Genomic DNA, 19,207 nt, shown 5'->3' on the forward strand with positions numbered 1-19,207 from the left:
TCACTTCAAAACCCGAACGAGCTTCATCGTGAAGAATAATCCTAACGCCATCACATAAAAAACCAATGAGTTCAGCAAGTATATTTCGCCGTACCAAACCCAGTGCATAACCGATGCGGCACACAGCATGTACAAGAAAATTCGCAAAAAATCATCCTCGCGACAGCGCGAGTCGATCAACCGCAAGAAACAGACACTGATGAATCCATTGAGGAAAACACCAAACAATCCGAAATTCTCAAAAGCCACACCAGAAACGTGGATCCCGCCGAGCCCGGTAATGTAATACCAGAGGGCAGGATTATCCACCATAATGGGTTTTTCCATTCCCAGAGCCGAATAGAAAGGCGATGGCGCCAACGAAAGAAACATGTCGAGGTAGGTTTGACCGTAACGTAGGTGCTCACCATCCCAGAAATTGGTTAACTGCTGCACAAGCGGCAAAATTATCGCATTCCACGAGTTAAACAATAAATACTGCGTAATGTTATCCGAGGTTAAGTCCACATCCATTCGACTCATTGAAACAATAACGCCGCTGACGAGCAGAAGAACCATGAATACAGCTACGAGGAATAGAGTTTTAAACTTGATATATTGATTATAGCGAAATAACAACCCCAGGATTGAAGCGACAACCAGGACAACAAAATCGCGATCCCCGGTCATGGCGTTGGCAACGCAATAAGAAAACACTAGAGCGCCAGACACAAAAAACATCGATCTGGAGGGGTAGGAAAACGCCAAGGCAATGATCGCAATGATGGAAAAAACCACCACCGACTCAATACCCGCGAAACTCTCAAGCAGTGCGTTCGCGTTGACAAGCCTGAAACTAATAAAGAAGACCGACAGCGCAAGGAAGATCGCACCCGCCAGCTTGAAGTCTAACGCGGACAAAAAAGTTTTCTGCGGTGAGTCCAAACTTCTGGGTGGCACCAGCAATGACAACAGATAGCCAATGAGCCCACCAGCAACACCAAGGAACCAGACCAGAGAAAGTCGGAATACTAATACATCATCCAGATAAAAAGCATAGTCGCCAATGGGCCAAAGCGTAACGACTTCACCCCACAGACAACTGATAAGGCCTAAAAAAGGCACCGAATAGCAAACGGCGTACAAGGCAACGAGATATTTTTTTGATATCAGGCACAGAACGCATTGCGTCAGTAAAAGCAGCAAGCACGTCGAAACCAGTAATATAACCATTAGCCTTGACCAACAAAAACAAAGCAACCGAAGCGTAAACCAGACTCAATACTGGCCCCAATATCACTTTCAGCCATGAGCCCTGTATAAACAACGCTCACACCCAATACACTTGTCACTGCACCAACTTACGGCCACCCAGGACCGCGAGCACAACAATTTGAGTCGCCAACGCCAAAACAAATGACCTGAAAAGGTCGACCGCCAACATACCGCCCTTGAATCCTGCCACTACCGTCATGGACAAATAAACAAACGCATAAACACAACTACCAAGAAAAACCACCCGGGTCATATTTTTACTGTGCAGTATTTGAGTGACGATTGTAGTCGTTAGCCCGATGCCACCCGCCACCACTGCGTAATCCAAAAGATCATTTTTGCTGCAGATGCTACTACCGAGCAAACACAACCAGTAGCTCTGTGACAAGACCAGGAACACAGGCAAACAAACTGAAATTACCAGCCCAAGCATCAAGTACAATTTACTGGCACTGTTCCCGCGCCCTGCCAGCTTTACAATGGCGTAGGATGTAAGCGAACTTGGCAGCACAGTGACCAGAATATAAAAAAGAAAAAACAGGTTAAAGTAGCCAACTTCAGATACGTTCAAGCTCGACTTGGCAAATATCATCAGACAAACAATATGAACAGGCGCCCCGAGAAGCATACTACCGGCAATAGTCGGAGCCCCTGAGCGTGAAAGCAAAGCCACCATTTGTTGAAAAGAGGAAGACTCTCGCCCCTCACTACCTTCGTGGCTAAACTTACTTCTCTTTATTGTTAGAAATCCAAATGCAGGAGCGATTAGCGTACAAATTGCGAACGTTAGAATCACCCCCTCTATTTGACCTCCAATCTTCGCAATGGAAACTACCAACAGCAATCCAAGCAGTCCATGGGCAGCCAACGCAGCCGCCCATTTCCCTGAGGTTTCAAGGGAAAACATCAACCCGGTTATAGTCAAATTGCAAACACAAGCGAAACCTAGAAAAAATGCTCCGACCAGCAAATAGCCAGAGTTCACTTCGTAAGAGGAAGCAGGCGCCGGAAAAATTAAAAATACGATGACGCAGAGGGCACCTACAACGCTGCCACCCCACGACATGAGACCCAAGGAAGTCTTGTAGTTTACTTTTTCGGCATTTAGGACCGCATAACGACTCAACGCCACACTCAGGCACTCTCCTACCACCGTCGCGATACCTGTTACGATCGCGTAATGGTAAGAGAATACCCCGTACAGTTCGACGCCTAATATTCGCGCCAAACTGAACAACAATACAAACATGCAAAGTTTGTTTGCAAGGACAGTGATTGCGCAGATCTCTTTAATCACTAGTCTTAACTTCTTGCAAAGAACGAGACATACCAACTTGCCGCTTTCAGCATACCTTCACCAACATTGAAAAGCGGCTCGTAGCCCAACAGATTCTTTGCCTTGTCAATATTCGCCTGCGAGTGTCTTACGTCGCCAGCGCGAAAATCCCGATAGACCAAATCCGAAGTAGACTTGACATCAACACGAGCCAAAGCGTCCTTGATACAGGTAAAAACCTGATTCAATGTTGTCCTGTCACCGACAGCGACGTTATATACGTTATTCTTTGCTTCCGAACCCGCGCAAGCAGCCAGTATATTGGCTTGAACTGCGTTCTCTACGAAACAAAAGTCCCGACTGGTTTCACCATCGCCATTCACGAAAACTTCTTCGTTATTGATCATGGCAGCCGTCCACTTAGGAATCACGGCTGCATAGGCGCCATTAGGATCCTGACGCTTGCCAAAGACGTTAAAATAGCGAAGACCAATGGTATTGAAACCGTATGTACTGGAAAAAACCTCGGCATACAATTCGTTTACATACTTGGTGACCGCATAAGGGGACAGCGGCTTGCCAATCACACCTTCGACCTTGGGAAGTCCAGGGTGATCGCCATAGGTAGAACTGGAGGCAGCATAAGTAAAGCTCTTTACTTTCGCATCCTTCGCCGCAACCAACATATTCAGAAAGCCGTCGATATTGGTGCTGTTGGTTGTAATAGGATCATTGATGGAGCGAGGAACAGAACCTAATGCTGCCTGATGCAAAACGTAGTCCACCGGAATATCAGTGTCCCCACGGAAAGTCATTGCACTCTTGCAATCGTCGATGTTCCTGATATCGCCGTTTACCAGTGCGAAGCGCGCCCATTGCTCAGGACTCACTACCGATTGCACTTCATCGAGATTACGCTGATGACCTGTCGCAAAGTTATCTAGGCCTACAACCCGCTGATCTAATTGCAGCAGTGTCTCCAATAAATTGGAGCCAATAAATCCGGCCACCCCCGTCACCAACCAAACCTTTGGGGATTGTTGAATTTCAACTTTAACTTCTTCGAAACGGATCATGTAATTCTCGACTTGGTTTTTCTGGCAGTAACGAATCAGGGTCTTTACAGACCCTGATATTCAGAGACGCAGATCTGATTGAGAGGCATCCAGTAGGTACTTGAGATCGTAGAGAACATGCTCCGCCTTACCCAGGCTCCGAATTTGCTCAGCACCCATCGCAGAGAATTCATTGTGTGCGACAGCCAGAATGATACCGTCGTAAGAATTCACCTGTGGCTGGCCGATAGGAGTGATTGAGTACTCATGCATTGCTTCCGCCGCATCTACCCACGGATCATAAACGTCAACAACAATATTGAACTCAGCGAGTTCATTCACAATATCAATGATTTTAGTATTGCGCAGGTCCGGGCAGTTCTCTTTGAACGTCAACCCCATGATCAAGACGCGAGCACCATCAACATGAATTTTGCGCTTCAGCATTGCCTTGACAAGTTGAGATACTACATAGGCTCCCATGCTGTCATTCAAGCGACGACCCGCTAAAATGATTTCAGGATGATAGCCGATGGACTGTGCTTTGTGAGTCAGGTAATAGGGGTCTACACCGATGCAGTGACCGCCAACCAGTCCCGGACGGAAAGGCAAGAAATTCCACTTCGTCCCGGCTGCTTCCAGAACCGCCTGAGTGTCGATTCCCATCTTATTGAAAATAAGTGCCAACTCATTGATCAGAGCAATATTCAAGTCGCGCTGCGTATTCTCAATAACCTTTGCCGCCTCGGCAACTTTGATACTCTTGGCTTTATGAGTTCCGGCAACGATGATTGTATTATACAAAGCATCGACCAGATCAGCGACCTCTGGAGTGGACCCGGCAGTTACTTTCTTGATGGTAGTAACACGATGTTCTTTATCGCCAGGGTTTATCCGCTCAGGGCTATAGCCGGCATAAAAATCAACATTGAATTTCAACCCGGATACTTTTTCCAGCACCGGAACGCAATCTTCCTCGGTAGCACCAGGATAGACCGTTGACTCATAAATAACGATATCGCCCTTTTTCAAAACACGACCAATCGACTCACTGGCTTTAACCAGAGGAGTCAAATCCGGTCTCTTATGTTCATCAATCGGGGTTGGAACGGTAACAATATAGATATTGCAAGCAGACAACTCTTCCAGTTCAGAGCTGAAACTTAAACCCGACGCAGAACTCAACTCAGAGTCAGACACCTCGAGAGTAGCGTCATGGCCCGCTTTCAGCGCTTCGATTCGACGCTGACTGATATCAAATCCGACGACTTGCATTTTTTTGCCAAACTCAACCGCCAGCGGCAAGCCCACATAACCGAGACCCACTATGGCCAACTTCACATCTTCGAGTTTAAGCATTGTTTTCCCTTGCCATTCATCAATATTAAGTCGATCGTAAAAAACGCGCCTAATTTTAGCGTTTTAGAAACAAACATTACGGCTGCGTAAATGAGAAATTATACCGAAAGCGCCTAAGGGAGCCATAACAATTTTCAGAAAGCCAAGGAACGGCTCGAACGCTCCTCCCCTCCCTCTGGCACACACTCAGAGCCACGATCGCAAGGCATTGCCACCGCAACGCGATCGGCAATTTTCGATCGCGACCTGCTCATCACAATGTCGAGGACACACTCAAGCCAACACATGAAAAAACATGCAGGACCTGAAAGCAGGGGGCTCCCCCTTGAAAATACTCTTGTCGAATCCGACACCAACCAAACCTCTGGAGTCAAAAATCCAACAAGAAACCGATCATTTCGACTAAACGACCAGACAACCAACCCCTAGTCAAAAACTAGAAACCGCCCCTCCCTGGGCGACTATCTACCAATGCACATCAGACAAAAAACTGAAATTCAGTTAATCCGGCTTCACGGCAAACAACCCACGAAACAATACGAAGGCAATGCCTGCGATCAGCCCTGCAATAACCCCAAATACAAGGACCAGAGTCTTGTTAGGTTTCACTGGATTGTCTGGCAGCTCCACCACCCCGTCTTGCCGATAGACGGACACCAATGCCGGCTCTGTTTTCAGCCCCTTGAAGAAATTGAATCGGTCCTGAAGATCACGCAAGCGATCCGTAAAAGGGTCATCGGACTCGCGAGCCTGCAAACTTTCAATTTCCGCCTTTAGCGCTTTCGAGCCACGCATGTACGTAAGCTGACCAGCCTCCCCGCCAGCGATGACTGACTGGCTCACCGTGATCGCAGGCGGTTTTTCCAGACCAATTGAATCAGCGATGCGCAGAGCCTCATTCAATCTGACAATCGAATCCTCTCTGGCCTTAGTGCTTTTCTCCCTGGCGGAACTGATCTGTTGTTCCAGATTACGAGCCCGGACCTCAGACTCAATTGAAACGTTCTTGATCATTTCATTCTTGGCCAATTCACCAGCCTGAGCCACATATTCAGTAGCCCACTCCTTGGCCTTCTCAGGATGAGTGGCCTGCACGACAACCGCATACCTGTCAGAGCTCTCCCTAAGCGGCGGAACCACGCGCAGCACCGCGGAGAAATTCGAATACAGGACATCCCTGGATTTTTTTTGCTCTTCAGGGGACAAACTCGGCACATAAACCTTGCTAAAAAAGTCTAGTCGGAGCGATTCCGCCTGCAAAGATCGAGTGTAAATATCGTAGACATCCTTAACCGTGTAAGGAACCAACTCCGACTCTTTCATTCGACCGTAGTTGAAGTTGGATATATCACTCTGAGACGGCGGCATTATAAATACCTTCGCCTCATAGACGGGAGAAGCAAGAAAAGCATAGCTCACTGCAAGAGCAGCGCCCAAAACAACAAAGCCGATAACAATAAACTTTTGACGCAAAATCGCACGAACGAATCGTTGAATCTCAAAATTTTGTAGCTCATTATCTTTGTTTGAATCAACACGCATATATTGTTAGCCTTTTTTTCTTAAGCAGTACGCTAATCCAAAAACCAGACCACTTGAGAATAATCAATGTAGATCGAGGCAGATAAGGAGGAAACGACAGCACTCCTTTATCAACTCACGAAAAATACTTTGCTACATCCTCAGGCGCGAACCTTAAAAACACCAGGAAAACCATTACCCAGCCTATCGTCCGCGCTTTCTCCCCAAGAAATGAGCCACAACAACCCCCCCACCAAAGATCATTCCCACCAGGAACGAAGCAACTCCGAACATCGAGATCTGTAGCTGGGGTGACGAAAAACCGAAGAAGGAAACGACGACAAGCTGCTGGTTTTCCAGCACGAAGAGCAGGCATGTAATTGACATTAATAAGACAAGCCCAGTGATCATGACTCGCTTGATGCGACCCTTATCTAGCCAACTCATCGCCACCGAACCCCTCCTCTTCCTCATTTACACGATCACGCAGTTCTTTACCTGGCTTGAAATGCGGGACGAATTTGCCGTCGAGACTGACTGACTGGCCGGTTTTCGGGTTACGACCAACCCTTGGAGCACGATAGTGCAGAGAGAAGCTGCCAAACCCCCGGATCTCAATACGGTCCCCGGTAGCCAGACATTGGGACATTTGCTCAAGCATGGTCTTGATGGCCAGCTCAACATCCTTGGATGAGAGCAGCCCTTGATGGGTGACAATTCGTTCGATCAACTCCGACTTCGTCATATTTTTCCCTTCTTTTTCAAGCAGCTAGGTCAGCGCTTCAAAGGTTTTAGCACGCCGGCGTGATTTTGAACAGCCCGAGTTTTGCCATCTATTCCAACCCCCCAATATGCTTGATTCCTGGAAGGCGGCAGGCTTCTGAGCGATCACGATCTCCGACAAACCACCAACATAGTGCGCGTCAAGAAACCCGCCGGGTTGAATCCGAAAAGGTAGCTTTCCTCTTCTTCCTTGACATCATCAGATCTCACCACGACCTTGTAGCCAGCCCCCCTGCACTCCTTAGCCGCGCGCTTGTAACACTTATCCCATTTCGAACCGAGACCCGAACAATCGACCTCAATGCCATTGACCCCGTGTACGACGTGAGTTTTGGCGTTGGTGGTACAGCCCGCTAGTGCCAATACTGCTACTACGACAATGAGCTTGTTCATTCACTTCCTTTTGCCAGAAAGCCTACCGGCCGAACATTTGTCTCAGGCTAAAGACTAGCTGCAAATAAGCGTTTGATACGATTAAACAATCAGACATTTTTTCTTCGTTTTTGGTTCACGACCCGAGCAAGCAAACCCGAGCGCACCTCACCCAGCAAATTCCAGGCACAAAAAAGGGCGACCGAAGTCGCCCTTTTTTACAGAAAATCAGAACTTAGTTCTGTTTTTCCATTTGTGCACGCAGCAGGTCACCCAGAGTGGTGGCCACAGGAGCATCAGTAGCTACTGGCTTGTCGCGCAGGCTCTGGATTGCTTCTTTCTCGTCTTCAACGTCTTTCGACTTGATCGAGAGCTGAATTACACGGCTCTTGCGGTCAACGCTGATGATCTTGGCTTCTACTTCTTCGCCTTCTTTCAGAACGTTGCGCGCGTCTTCAACGCGGTCACGGCTGATTTCGGAGGCTTTCAGAGTCGCTTCGATATCGTCGGCCAGAGTGATGATGGCGCCTTTAGCGTCAACTTCTTTCACGATGCCCTTAACGATTGCGCCTTTGTCGTTCTCTTGAACGTACTCGGAGAACGGATCGCTTTCCAGTTGCTTGATACCCAGGGAGATGCGCTCGCGCTCTGGGTCAACCGACAGGATAACGGTGTCCAGTTCGTCGCCCTTCTTGAAACGGCGAACGGCTTCTTCGCCCACTTCGTTCCAGGAGATGTCGGACAGGTGAACCAGACCGTCGATGCCGCCGTCCAGACCAATGAAGATACCGAAATCGGTGATCGACTTGATGGTGCCGGAGATTTTATCGCCCTTGTTGAACTGGCCAGAGAAATCTTCCCATGGGTTAGATTTGCACTGCTTGATGCCCAGGGAGATACGACGACGCTCTTCGTCGATGTCCAGAACCATAACTTCCACTTCGTCGCCGACTTGTACGACTTTCGAAGGGTGGATGTTCTTGTTGGTCCAGTCCATTTCGGAAACGTGTACCAGACCTTCAACGCCTTCTTCCAGCTCAGCGAAGCAGCCGTAGTCGGTCAGGTTGGTTACACGCGCGGTAACGCGAGTGCTTTCTGGGTAACGGGCTTTGATAGCAACCCATGGATCTTCGCCCAGCTGCTTCAGGCCCAGGGAAACACGATTGCGCTCGCGATCGTACTTCAGAACCTTGACATCGATCTCGTCGCCAACGTTGACGATTTCGGAAGGATGCTTGATACGCTTCCAAGCCATGTCGGTAATGTGCAGCAGGCCATCGACGCCACCCAGATCGACGAATGCGCCGTAATCGGTGAGGTTCTTGACGATACCTTTGACTTGTTGGCCTTCCTGCAGGGATTCCAGCAGAGCTTCGCGCTCGGCGGAGTTCTCGGCTTCCAGGACGCTGCGACGGGAAACGACAACGTTGTTGCGCTTCTGGTCCAGCTTGATGACCTTGAATTCCAGCTCTTTGCCTTCCAGGTGCGTGGTGTCGCGCACTGGACGGACGTCAACCAGAGAACCTGGCAGGAACGCACGGATGCCGTTAACGTCGACAGTGAAGCCGCCTTTAACCTTACCGTTGATAACGCCCTTGACCACTTCTTCGGCTGCGAAGGCTGCTTCCAGAACAATCCAGCATTCAGCGCGCTTGGCTTTTTCACGGGACAGCTTGGTTTCACCAAAGCCGTCTTCAACCGAGTCCAGAGCAACGTGAACTTCGTCACCGACGTTGATGTTCAGTTCGCCAGCGTCGTTGTAGAACTGCTCAAGCGGGATGAGTGCTTCAGACTTCAGGCCAGCGTGAACGGTTACCCAGCGAGCTTGGTAATCGATATCAACGATAACACCGGTGATGATGGAGCCTGCCTGAAGGTTCAGGGTTTTTAGGCTTTCTTCAAAGAGTTCCGCAAAGCTTTCGCTCATTTTAATTCCTGTTGATGAGGGCGAAGAATACGCCCATCTCCACACCCCAGACGGTGTGGGTTAGTTTCATTTAAAAGAAGCCACCGCAGGACTATGACTGGTCCCCTGCGGCCTTCTTGGTCACCCGGCGATATCGCGAATGGCGATCTCGCTCATGATGCGTTCCAGCACCTGGTCGATGGACAATTCCGTGGAATCCAGCTGTATGGCGTCAGCCGCCGGTTTGAGCGGGGCTACCGCTCGCTGGGTGTCACGCTCATCGCGCGCACGTATCTCATCTAGCAGACTCGACAGACTAACACCCCCGACTTTGCCCTTCAACTGCAAATATCGACGGCGTGCCCTCTCCTCGGCACTGGCAGTCAGAAAAATCTTCAGCGGCGCGTCAGGAAAAACCACCGTGCCCATGTCGCGGCCATCGGCAACCAGCCCCGGCGCTTCCTGAAAAGCGCGCTGGCGTTGCAGCAGCGCCTCGCGTACAGCGGGCAGCGCAGCCACCTGGGAAGCGCCGGAACCGACGCTTTCGGTACGAATGACATCGCTGACTTCATCACCTTCAAGGATGATGCGTTGCAACTGACCGTCCGTCGCGGCGATGAACTGCACATCCAGATGAGCGGCGAGTTTCTTCAGCAGCTCTTCGTTGGTCAGGTCGACACCATGATTATGCGCGGCAAAGGCCAGCAATCGGTACAGCGCACCGGAATCCAGCAGGTTCCAGCCCAGGCGTTTGGCCAGGATCCCGGCTACCGTGCCCTTGCCCGAACCGCTTGGCCCATCGATGGTGATGACCGGTGCAATGTTGTTCACGACTGTGCCTCTTGTGCCACACGAATGCCGACCTGTGCGCACAGCGCCAGGAAGTTCGGGAACGACGTCGCGACGTTGGCGCAATCATGGATGCGGATCGGCGCACTGGCGCGCAACGAAGCAACGCTGAACGCCATGGCGATACGGTGATCACCATGACCGTGCACTTCACCGCCGCCGATCTGGCCGCCGTCGATGATGATGCCATCCGGGGTTGGCTCGCACTTGACGCCCAGAGCCAGCAGACCGTCCGCCATGACCTGGATACGATCAGATTCCTTGACCCGCAGCTCTTCGGCGCCGGTCAGCACGGTGCGCCCTTCGGCGCAGGCAGCCGCCACGAACAGCACCGGGAATTCGTCGATGGCCAGCGGAACCAACGCCTCGGGAATCTCGATACCTTTGAGTCTAGCTGCGCGTACGCGCAGGTCGGCCACCGGCTCGCCACCCACTTCACGCTGGTTTTCCAGGGTGATGTCGGCGCCCATCAGGCGCAGGATGTCGATCACGCCGGTACGGGTCGGGTTGATGCCGACGTGCTCCAGCACCAGTTCCGAACCTTCGGCGATCGAAGCGGCCACCAGGAAGAACGCCGAAGACGAGATATCGCCCGGCACTTCAATATGGGTTGCGGTCAACTTGTTGCCGGACTCGACCGATGCGGTCGCGCCGTTGACCGCTACCGGGTAGCCGAAGCCGCGCAGCATGCGCTCGGTATGGTCGCGGGTCGGAGCAGGCTCGGTAACCGTGGTCTTGCCTTCGGCATACAGGCCGGCCAACAGCAGGCAGGACTTAACCTGGGCACTGGCCATCGGCATCGTGTAGGTCAGCCCCTTGAGCTTGTGGCCACCACGAATGATCATCGGTGGACGACCCTCAGCGGCGGTCTCGATCACGGCACCCATTTCACGCAATGGATTGGCGACGCGATTCATCGGGCGCTTGGACAGCGAAGCGTCGCCGGTCAAGGTGCTGTCGAAGTCCTGCGCAGCCAGCAGGCCGGACAGCAGACGCATCGAAGTACCGGAGTTGCCCAGGTAGATCGGGCCCGGTGCCGGCTTCAGGCCATGCAGGCCAACGCCGTGAATGGTCACGCGACCGTGGTGCGGACCTTCGATCACGACACCCATGTCACGGAAAGCCTGCAAGGTCGCCAGGGCATCTTCACCCTCGAGGAAACCTTCGACTTCGGTAACGCCTTCAGCCAGGGAGCCGAGCATGATCGAACGGTGGGAAATCGATTTGTCACCTGGTACGCGAATCCGACCGGACAGGCGGCCACCAGGTTGAGCCAGGAAAATCAGATCGTTGGAATTCATAGCGTCCACATAGGCCCTGCGGGCCAGGATTTTACTGAAATGCTCGCGGGCAACCCGGGCGCGAGTGAAAACGCCCAACAATTGGTGCCCATCCCCTGCATCGACCGCGTCGCGCAAGGCGTCGAGGTCGCTGCGAAATGTATCGAGTGTGCGCAGGACAGCTTCGCGGTTGGCGAGGAAGATGTCGTGCCACATGACCGGGTCGCTACCGGCGATTCTTGTGAAATCGCGGAAACCGCCCGCAGCGTAACGGAAGATCTCAAGATTTTCATTGCGCTTGGCCAACGAATCGACCAAACCGAACGCCAGCAAGTGCGGCAAGTGACTGGTCGCCGCCAATACTTCGTCGTGACGCTCGACCTGCATGTGCTCGACATCGGCGCCCAGCTCGCGCCACAGACGGTCGACTACCGCTAGCGCTGCCGGATCGGTCTGATCCAGCGGAGTGAGGATCACTTTGTGGCGACGGAACAGCTCGGCGTTTGAGGCTTCCACGCCACTCTGCTCGGAACCGGCAATCGGATGGCCCGGCACGAACCGCGCCGGCATGCCACCGAACGCCTCGGTTGCTGCACGCACCACATTGCCTTTGGCGCTGCCGACATCGGTCAGGATCGCTTGCCCCAGATCCATGCTCGCCAAACGCGCGAGCACTTTCTCCATGGCCAGAATCGGCACTGCCAACTGAATCACGTCAGCACCCTGACAGGCAGCCACCAGGTCGTCTTCACAGCGATCCACCACACCCAACTCGACCGCCAGCTGGCGCGATTGTGGATCGAGATCGACCCCGACCACTTCGCGGCACACGCCGCTTTCACGCAAGCCCTTGGCAAACGAACCGCCGATCAGCCCGAGACCGACCACCACCAGGCGACCGATCATAGGTTCAGCAGATTGCAGAGCAGTGACATCAACCACGAGCCAGAACCTTGGTCAGCGCCTCAAGGAAGCGGCTGTTCTCTGCCGGCAGGCCAATGGTGACGCGCAGGTGATTCGGCATGCCGTAGTTGGCCACCGGACGCACGATCACACCTTCGCGCAGCAAGCCCTGGAACATCGGGGCCGCGACCTGACCGAGATCGACGCAGATGAAGTTGCCTTTGGATGGAATCCAGCTCAGCCCCAGCTCACGGAAGCCGGCTTCCAACTGCTGCATGCCGGACTCGTTCAGCTGGCGGCTTTGCGCCAGATACTCTTCGTCCTTCAACGCCGCACAAGCAGCGGCCAGGGCCAGGCTGTTGACGTTGAACGGCTGGCGTACGCGGTTCAGCACGTCTGCGACCACCGGCGTCGACAAGCCATAACCCACGCGCAGTGCCGCCAGGCCATAGGCCTTGGAGAAGGTGCGGGAAACCAGCAGGTTCGGATAAGCCGCGAGGAAGTCCAGGCCATCCGGCAGGTCGCTGCCTTCGGCGTATTCGATGTAAGCCTCGTCCAGCACGACCAGCACATGCTCCGGAACATCCTGCAGGAATTCGTCCAATGCCTCGGCATCGAACCAGGTTCCGGTGGGGTTGTTCGGGTTGGCGATGAAGACCACACGGGTATTGGCATCGATGGCTGCCAGCATGGCAGGCAGGTCATGCCCCCAATCCTTGGCCGGAACCACCTTGGCCTGTGCGCCGACGGCCTGAGTGGCAATCGGGTAGACCGCGAACGCATGCTCACTGAACACGGCATTCAGACCCGGCGCCAGATACGCACGCGCGACCAGCTCCAGGATGTCGTTGGAACCATTGCCCAGCGTCACTTGATTCAGCTCGACACGGCACTGTTCGGCCAGCAGGGACTTCAGCGCAAAGCCGTTGCCGTCCGGATAGCGGGTCAGCTCGGCCAGCGCCTCGCGGATAGCCGCCAGCGCCCTGGGGCCAGGACCCAGCGGGTTTTCGTTACTCGCCAGCTTGATGATGTTGGCTGGATCGAGATCCAGCTCACGCGCCAGTTCGTCCACGGGCTTGCCTGGAACGTAAGGCGAAAGTTGTTGCACGCCCGGCTGTGCCAGAGCGAGGAAATTGCCACTCATTTGCTACCGCCCCTTAGAGAACTGCTTTCGGGTAGGAACCCAGCACCTTGAGTGCCACTGCTTCCTGACTGATCTTTTCCAGCACACCTTTTACCAGCGGGTCGCGGTGGTGGCCGACGAAGTCGATGAAGAACACGTAGGTCCATTTACCGCTGCGCGACGGACGAGTCTCGATGCGCGTCAGGTCGATGCCGTTGTCGTGGAACGGCACCAGCAGCTCATGGAGCGCACCTGGCTTGTTGCTCATCGAAACAATGATCGAAGTCTTGTCGTCGCCAGTCGGCGGCACTTCCTGATTACCGATCATCAGGAACCGCGTGGAGTTATCCGGGCGGTCCTCGATTTTCTCGGCCAATCGGGTCAAACCGTACAGGCCGGCCGCCATATCACCGGCAATCGCCGCCGAGTTCCACTCACCCTTGACCCGCTTGGCCGCTTCGGCGTTGCTGGACACCGCCACGCGCTCGACATTCGGGTAATGGGCGTCCAGCCACTTGCGGCACTGGGCCAGGGACTGGGCGTGGGAATAGATGCGGCTGATGCTGTCGGTCTTGGTGTTTTCACCGACCAACAGGTGATGGTGGATACGCAGCTCGACTTCGCCGCAGATCACCATGTCATGCTCGAGGAAGCTGTCGAGGGTGTGGTTGACTGCGCCTTCGGTGGAGTTTTCCACCGGCACCACGCCAAAATTCACCGCACCGGCCGCCACTTCACGGAACACTTCGTCGATCGCCGCCATCGGCTTGCTGATCACCGCGTGGCCGAAGTGCTTCATTGCAGCAGCTTGAGTGAAGGTGCCTTCAGGGCCGAGATAAGCCACTTTCAGCGGCTGCTCGAGCGCCAGGCACGAAGACATGATTTCACGGAACAACCGCGCCATCTCTTCGTTGCCCAGCGGCCCCTGGTTGCGTTCCATGACACGCTTGAGCACCTGAGCTTCGCGCTCAGGACGATAGAACACCGGCACTTCGCCTTCGGCCAGCGAGGCCATCTTTACTCGCGCGACTTCCTGGGCGCAGCGCGCACGTTCACTGATCAACTCCAGGACCTTTTCGTCCAGGGCATCAATGCGCAGGCGCAGTGCCTTGAGTTCTTGCTCAGACATTAGCCGTGTTCCTTCTCGAACTCTGCCATGTACGAAACCAGCGCGTTGACGGCGTTGATGTCGACGGCGTTATAGATGGAGGCGCGCATGCCGCCCACGGAACGGTGACCCTTGAGGTTCAACAGGCCACGCTCGTCTGCACCGGCCAGGAACGGCTTGTCCAGACGATCATCAGCCAGGCGGAACGGCACGTTCATCCACGAGCGGTCGGACTTGTTGATCGGGTTGCTGTACAGGCCGCTGGCATCGATGAAACCGTACAACGTGCGCTGCTTGATTTCGTTGAGCTTGCCGATGGCCTCGACACCGCCCTGCTCTTTCAGCCACTCGAACACCAGGCCGGACAGATACCAGGCCAGGGTCGGCGGGGTGTTGTACATCGAACCGTTATCGGCCGCGACCTTGTAGTCGAGCATGGTCGGGCACAGGGAGCGGGCCTTGCCCAACAGGTCTTCGCGGACGATGTTGACGACAATGCCGCTCGGGCCGATGTTTTTCTGCGCGCCGGCGTAGATCATGCCGAAGCGCGAAACATCCACCGGGCGCGACAGGATGTCCGAAGACATGTCGGCCACCAGCGGAACGTCGCCGGTTTCCGGGATCCACTGGAATTCCAGGCCGCCGATGGTTTCGTTCGGCGCGTAGTGAACGTAGGCCGCGTCTTTCGACAGCTTCCATTCGTTCTGGCCGGGAATGGCGAAATAGTCGTAAGGCTTGGCGGTGCCGGCAACGTTGACGTGGCCGTAGCGCGAAGCTTCTTCGATGGCTTTCTGCGACCAGATACCGGTGTCGATATAGTCGGCCGAGCCGTTTTCCGGCAACAGGTTCAGAGGAATCTGAGCAAATTGCTGGCTGGCGCCACCTTGCAGAAACAGCACTTTATAGTTCGAGGGGATATTCAGCAGATCACGCAAATCCTGCTCGGCCTTGGTGGCGATGGACACGAACTCATCACTGCGATGGCTCATTTCCATGACCGACAGACCCTTGCCGTGCCAGTCGAGGAGTTCACCCTGGGCGCGCTGCAGGACAGCTTCGGGAAGCGCCGCAGGACCGGCACAGAAGTTATAGGCTCTCTTGCTCACATCCAATCTCGCTCTGATTTGGTGGTATCACGCAATAAATCGCAACATCAATCGCCACGAAACTCATGTGGGAGCGGGCTTGTGTGGCGAGGGGGCTTGCCCCCGTTCGATTGCGAAGCAATCGTAAATCGGTCACTGCTTTCCAGAGCAAGACCGCGACGCCTGGTTTCAGGGGCGCTTCGCACCCCAACGGGGGCAAGCCCCCTCGCCACAACAAGCCCGCTCCCACATTTGATCTTCGTGGGTGTCGAAATTTTCTCATCGGACAAACAACAAGGGGGCGAATTTTCATCCGCCCCCTGCTTACCCGCTTATTCCTGTGGTTCTTCGTCAGCGGCAGCGTCGAGTTGCTGGTCTTCGGCAACGTCGTCGATCACGACCTCGCCGACAAACCCGTCACCCTCTTCGCCTTCGAGCTCTTCACCCTCGACTTCCGACGGCTCCTGAACCCGCTCCAGCCCAACCAGCGTTTCATCGCTGGCCAGCTTGATCAGGGTCACGCCCTGGGTGTTACGACCCAGGCTGGACACTTCGTCGACACGAGTACGCACCAGGGTGCCCTGGTCGGAAATCAGCATGATTTCCTCGCCGTCGAGCACCTGGACCGCACCGACCAGACGGCCGTTACGCTCGTTGCTGACCATGGCGATAACGCCCTGACCGCCACGCTTGTACTCAGGGAACTCGGTGATCGCCGTGCGCTTGCCGAAACCACGCGCCGAAGCGGTGAGGATCTGGCTGCCTTCTTCCGGGATCAGCATGGAAATCAGCTTCTGGCCTTCCGGTAGACGCATGCCGCGCACACCGCGGGCGGTACGGCCCATGGCGCGAACGTCGGATTCCTTGAAGCGGGTAACCTTGCCGCCGTCGGAGAACAGCATGACTTCACGCTCGCCATCGGTGATGGCCGCGGAAATCAGCACGTCGCCTTCGTCCAGCTCCAGCGCGATCAGGCCGACGCTGCGTTGACGGCTGAAGGATTCCAGCGGGGTCTTCTTCACGGTGCCGTTGGCGGTGGCCATGAAAATGTAGTGACCTTCGGTGTATTCCTCGACCGGCAGCATGGTGGTGATGTACTCACCGTCATCCAGCGGCAGCAGGTTGACCAGCGGACGACCACGGGCAGCGCGGGACGCTTCCGGGATTTCGTAGGTTTTCAGCCAGTACACCTTGCCCTTGCTGGAGAACAGCAACAGCGTGGTGTGGCTGTTGGCAACCAGCAGGTGAGCGATGTAGTCCTCATCCTTGACGCCGGTCGCCGACTTGCCTTTACCGCCACGACGCTGGGCCTGGTACGCAGCCAATGGCTGGGTCTTGGCGTAGCCACCGTGGGAAATGGTCACGACGCGCTCTTCTTCCGGGATCATGTCACCCAGGGTCAGGTCGAGACGGGCATCGAGGATCTCGGTACGACGAACGTCGCCGTATTCGGCACGGATCACTTCCAGCTCTTCGCGGATCACTTCCATCAGGCGCGTGGCGCTGTTGAGGATGCGGATCAGCTCGCCGATCTGGTTGAGGATCTCTTGATACTCGGCCAGCAGTTTTTCGTGTTCCAGGCCGGTCAGGCGGTGCAGACGCAGTTCCAGAATGGCTTGTGCCTGTTCCGGCGACAGGAAGTATTTGCCTTCGCGCAGACCGTATTGCGGGTCCAGGGTCTCTGGACGGCAAGAGTCGGCACCGGCACGCTCTACCATCGCCACTACAGCCGAGGATTCCCAAGGCGTGCTGATCAGCGCTTCCTTGGCTTCCGACGGCGTTGGCGAGGCCTTGATCAGGGCGATGACCGGGTCGATGTTCGACAGGGCAACCGCTTGACCTTCAAGGATGTGACCACGCTCGCGCGCCTTGCGCAGTTCGAACACGGTACGACGGGTTACCACTTCGCGACGGTGACGAACGAAGGCTTCCAGCAGGTCCTTGAGGTTCAGGATGCGCGGGCGGCCGTCGATCAGCGCGACGATGTTGATACCGAACACCGCTTGCAGCTGGGTCTGGGCGTAGAGGTTGTTGAGGATCACCTCAGGCACTTCGCCACGACGCAGCTCGATCACGACGCGCATACCGTCCTTGTCGGACTCGTCGCGCAGTTCGGTGATGCCTTCGAGCTTCTTCTCTTTTACCAGCTCGGCGATCTTCTCGATCAGACGCGCCTTGTTCAGTTGGTAAGGAAGTTCGGTGATGACGATCTGCTGACGGCCACCGACCTTGTCGATGTCTTCGATCATCGAGCGGGCGCGCATGTAAATGCGCCCGCGACCGGTGCGGTAGGCTTCGATGATGCCGGCGCGACCGTTGATGATCGCGGCGGTCGGGAAGTCCGGACCGGGGATGTATTGCATCAGCTCGTCGACAGTCAGCTCGGGGTTGTCGATGAGCGCCAGGCAACCGTCGATGACTTCACCGAGGTTGTGCGGCGGAATGTTGGTCGCCATGCCCACGGCAATACCGCTGGAGCCGTTGACCAGCAGGTTGGGAATACGGGTTGGCATGACCGCCGGGATCATTTCGGTGCCGTCGTAGTTCGGTACCCAGTCCACGGTTTCTTTATGCAGGTCAGCCAGCAGCTCGTGCGCCAGCTTGGTCATGCGTACTTCGGTGTATCGCATGGCCGCGGCGTTGTCGCCGTCCACCGAACCGAAGTTGCCCTGGCCGTCTACCAGCAGGTAGCGCAGGGAGAATGGCTGCGCCATCCGAACGATGGTGTCGTACACCGCGGTATCACCATGCGGGTGATACTTACCGATCACGTCACCGACAACACGGGCAGATTTCTTGTACGGCTTGTTGAAGTCGTTGCCCAGCTCGCTCATCGCGAACAGCACGCGCCGGTGCACGGGCTTCAAGCCATCGCGCGCATCCGGCAGTGCCCGCCCGACAATTACGCTCATCGCGTAGTCGAGGTAGGACTGCTTCAGCTCGTCTTCGATATTGACCGGGAGGATTTCTTTGGCCAGTTCGCCCATGAGAAGCCTGATTCCTTTTTCTGGTGAAACTTCGTCATATCCATATGGGACAACGAAGCTCGCCGATACAGGCTGAGTGCCATGTATCGACTTACGACAAATCAACGAGTTATGCCATGGATCTGCGCAGTACGGGTCACCACTTCGAGCAACCCTGGAAACCGCCGGATGTTATCACAAGAGCCGCCACGCACCTATCCCCCAGATGCGCATGGAGAGTAGTTAGTTGACCGGTGACAGGCTTGAAGGGGACGTGAGAGGCTTAGAGCCGTTTTGAATGAGGAATTTGGGGCAGGATCTGGCTGATTCATTGGCTTTCAGGGCCTCTTCGCGGGCAAGCCCGCTC

14 protein-coding genes are annotated in these 19,207 nt (G+C 54.8%); all 14 read right to left on the reverse strand.

Going from position 1 to position 19,207, the window contains the following annotated elements:
• Positions 1–1,185 (reverse strand): oligosaccharide repeat unit polymerase, encoded by a 1,185-nt coding sequence (locus QMK54_RS23125; protein WP_146241858.1) that lies wholly within the window; start codon positions 1,183–1,185, stop codon positions 1–3.
• A 142-nt stretch (positions 1,186–1,327) separates the two neighbouring features.
• The gene (locus QMK54_RS23130; protein WP_110658192.1) at positions 1,328–2,551 is read right to left on the reverse strand and encodes an oligosaccharide flippase family protein; all 1,224 of its coding nucleotides are present in this window, start codon (positions 2,549–2,551) and stop codon (positions 1,328–1,330) included.
• Positions 2,552–2,556: 5 nt separating this feature from the next.
• A complete protein-coding gene (locus QMK54_RS23135; protein WP_320401411.1) occupies positions 2,557–3,606 on the reverse strand; it encodes an NAD-dependent epimerase/dehydratase family protein in 1,050 nt (349 codons plus the stop codon).
• A gap of 60 nt (positions 3,607–3,666) precedes the next feature.
• Positions 3,667–4,944 carry a Vi polysaccharide biosynthesis UDP-N-acetylglucosamine C-6 dehydrogenase TviB gene (tviB, locus tag QMK54_RS23140; RefSeq protein WP_320401412.1) on the reverse strand — a complete coding sequence of 426 codons (1,278 nt, stop codon included), beginning with the start codon at positions 4,942–4,944 and terminating at the stop codon, positions 3,667–3,669.
• A 501-nt stretch (positions 4,945–5,445) separates the two neighbouring features.
• Positions 5,446–6,486 carry an LPS O-antigen chain length determinant protein WzzB gene (locus tag QMK54_RS23145; RefSeq protein WP_110658198.1) on the reverse strand — a complete coding sequence of 347 codons (1,041 nt, stop codon included), beginning with the start codon at positions 6,484–6,486 and terminating at the stop codon, positions 5,446–5,448.
• Positions 6,487–6,895: 409 nt separating this feature from the next.
• Entirely contained in the window at positions 6,896–7,210 is a 315-nt protein-coding gene (ihfB, locus tag QMK54_RS23150) for an integration host factor subunit beta (protein ID WP_110658203.1), read from the reverse strand.
• A 143-nt stretch (positions 7,211–7,353) separates the two neighbouring features.
• Positions 7,354–7,641: a YgdI/YgdR family lipoprotein gene (locus QMK54_RS23155; RefSeq protein WP_223589617.1), complete on the reverse strand. Its 288-nt coding sequence runs from the start codon at positions 7,639–7,641 to the stop codon at positions 7,354–7,356.
• A 214-nt stretch (positions 7,642–7,855) separates the two neighbouring features.
• Entirely contained in the window at positions 7,856–9,547 is a 1,692-nt protein-coding gene (gene rpsA, locus QMK54_RS23160; RefSeq protein WP_007973639.1) for a 30S ribosomal protein S1, read from the reverse strand.
• A gap of 120 nt (positions 9,548–9,667) precedes the next feature.
• Positions 9,668–10,357, reverse strand: coding sequence for a (d)CMP kinase (gene cmk, locus QMK54_RS23165; RefSeq protein ID WP_320401413.1), 690 nt, complete (start codon positions 10,355–10,357; stop codon positions 9,668–9,670).
• Entirely contained in the window at positions 10,354–12,561 is a 2,208-nt protein-coding gene (locus tag QMK54_RS23170; RefSeq protein WP_320402942.1) for a bifunctional prephenate dehydrogenase/3-phosphoshikimate 1-carboxyvinyltransferase, read from the reverse strand. The genes cmk and QMK54_RS23170 overlap by 4 nt, the downstream gene beginning before the upstream one ends.
• A 28-nt stretch (positions 12,562–12,589) precedes the next feature.
• Positions 12,590–13,702, reverse strand: coding sequence for a histidinol-phosphate transaminase (gene hisC / locus QMK54_RS23175; protein WP_110661833.1), 1,113 nt, complete (start codon positions 13,700–13,702; stop codon positions 12,590–12,592).
• Positions 13,703–13,715: 13 nt separating this feature from the next.
• Positions 13,716–14,810 carry a prephenate dehydratase gene (gene pheA / locus QMK54_RS23180; RefSeq protein WP_007939916.1) on the reverse strand — a complete coding sequence of 365 codons (1,095 nt, stop codon included), beginning with the start codon at positions 14,808–14,810 and terminating at the stop codon, positions 13,716–13,718.
• Positions 14,810–15,895: a 3-phosphoserine/phosphohydroxythreonine transaminase gene (gene serC, locus QMK54_RS23185; protein WP_110661832.1), complete on the reverse strand. Its 1,086-nt coding sequence runs from the start codon at positions 15,893–15,895 to the stop codon at positions 14,810–14,812. Before serC ends, pheA begins: the two co-directional genes overlap by 1 nt.
• Positions 15,896–16,206: 311 nt before the next feature.
• Positions 16,207–18,861: a DNA gyrase subunit A gene (gyrA, locus tag QMK54_RS23190; RefSeq protein ID WP_320401414.1), complete on the reverse strand. Its 2,655-nt coding sequence runs from the start codon at positions 18,859–18,861 to the stop codon at positions 16,207–16,209.
• Positions 18,862–19,207 lie beyond the last annotated feature (346 nt).

Source organism: Pseudomonas sp. P5_109, assembly GCF_034009455.1.
Taxonomy (GTDB): domain Bacteria; phylum Pseudomonadota; class Gammaproteobacteria; order Pseudomonadales; family Pseudomonadaceae; genus Aquipseudomonas.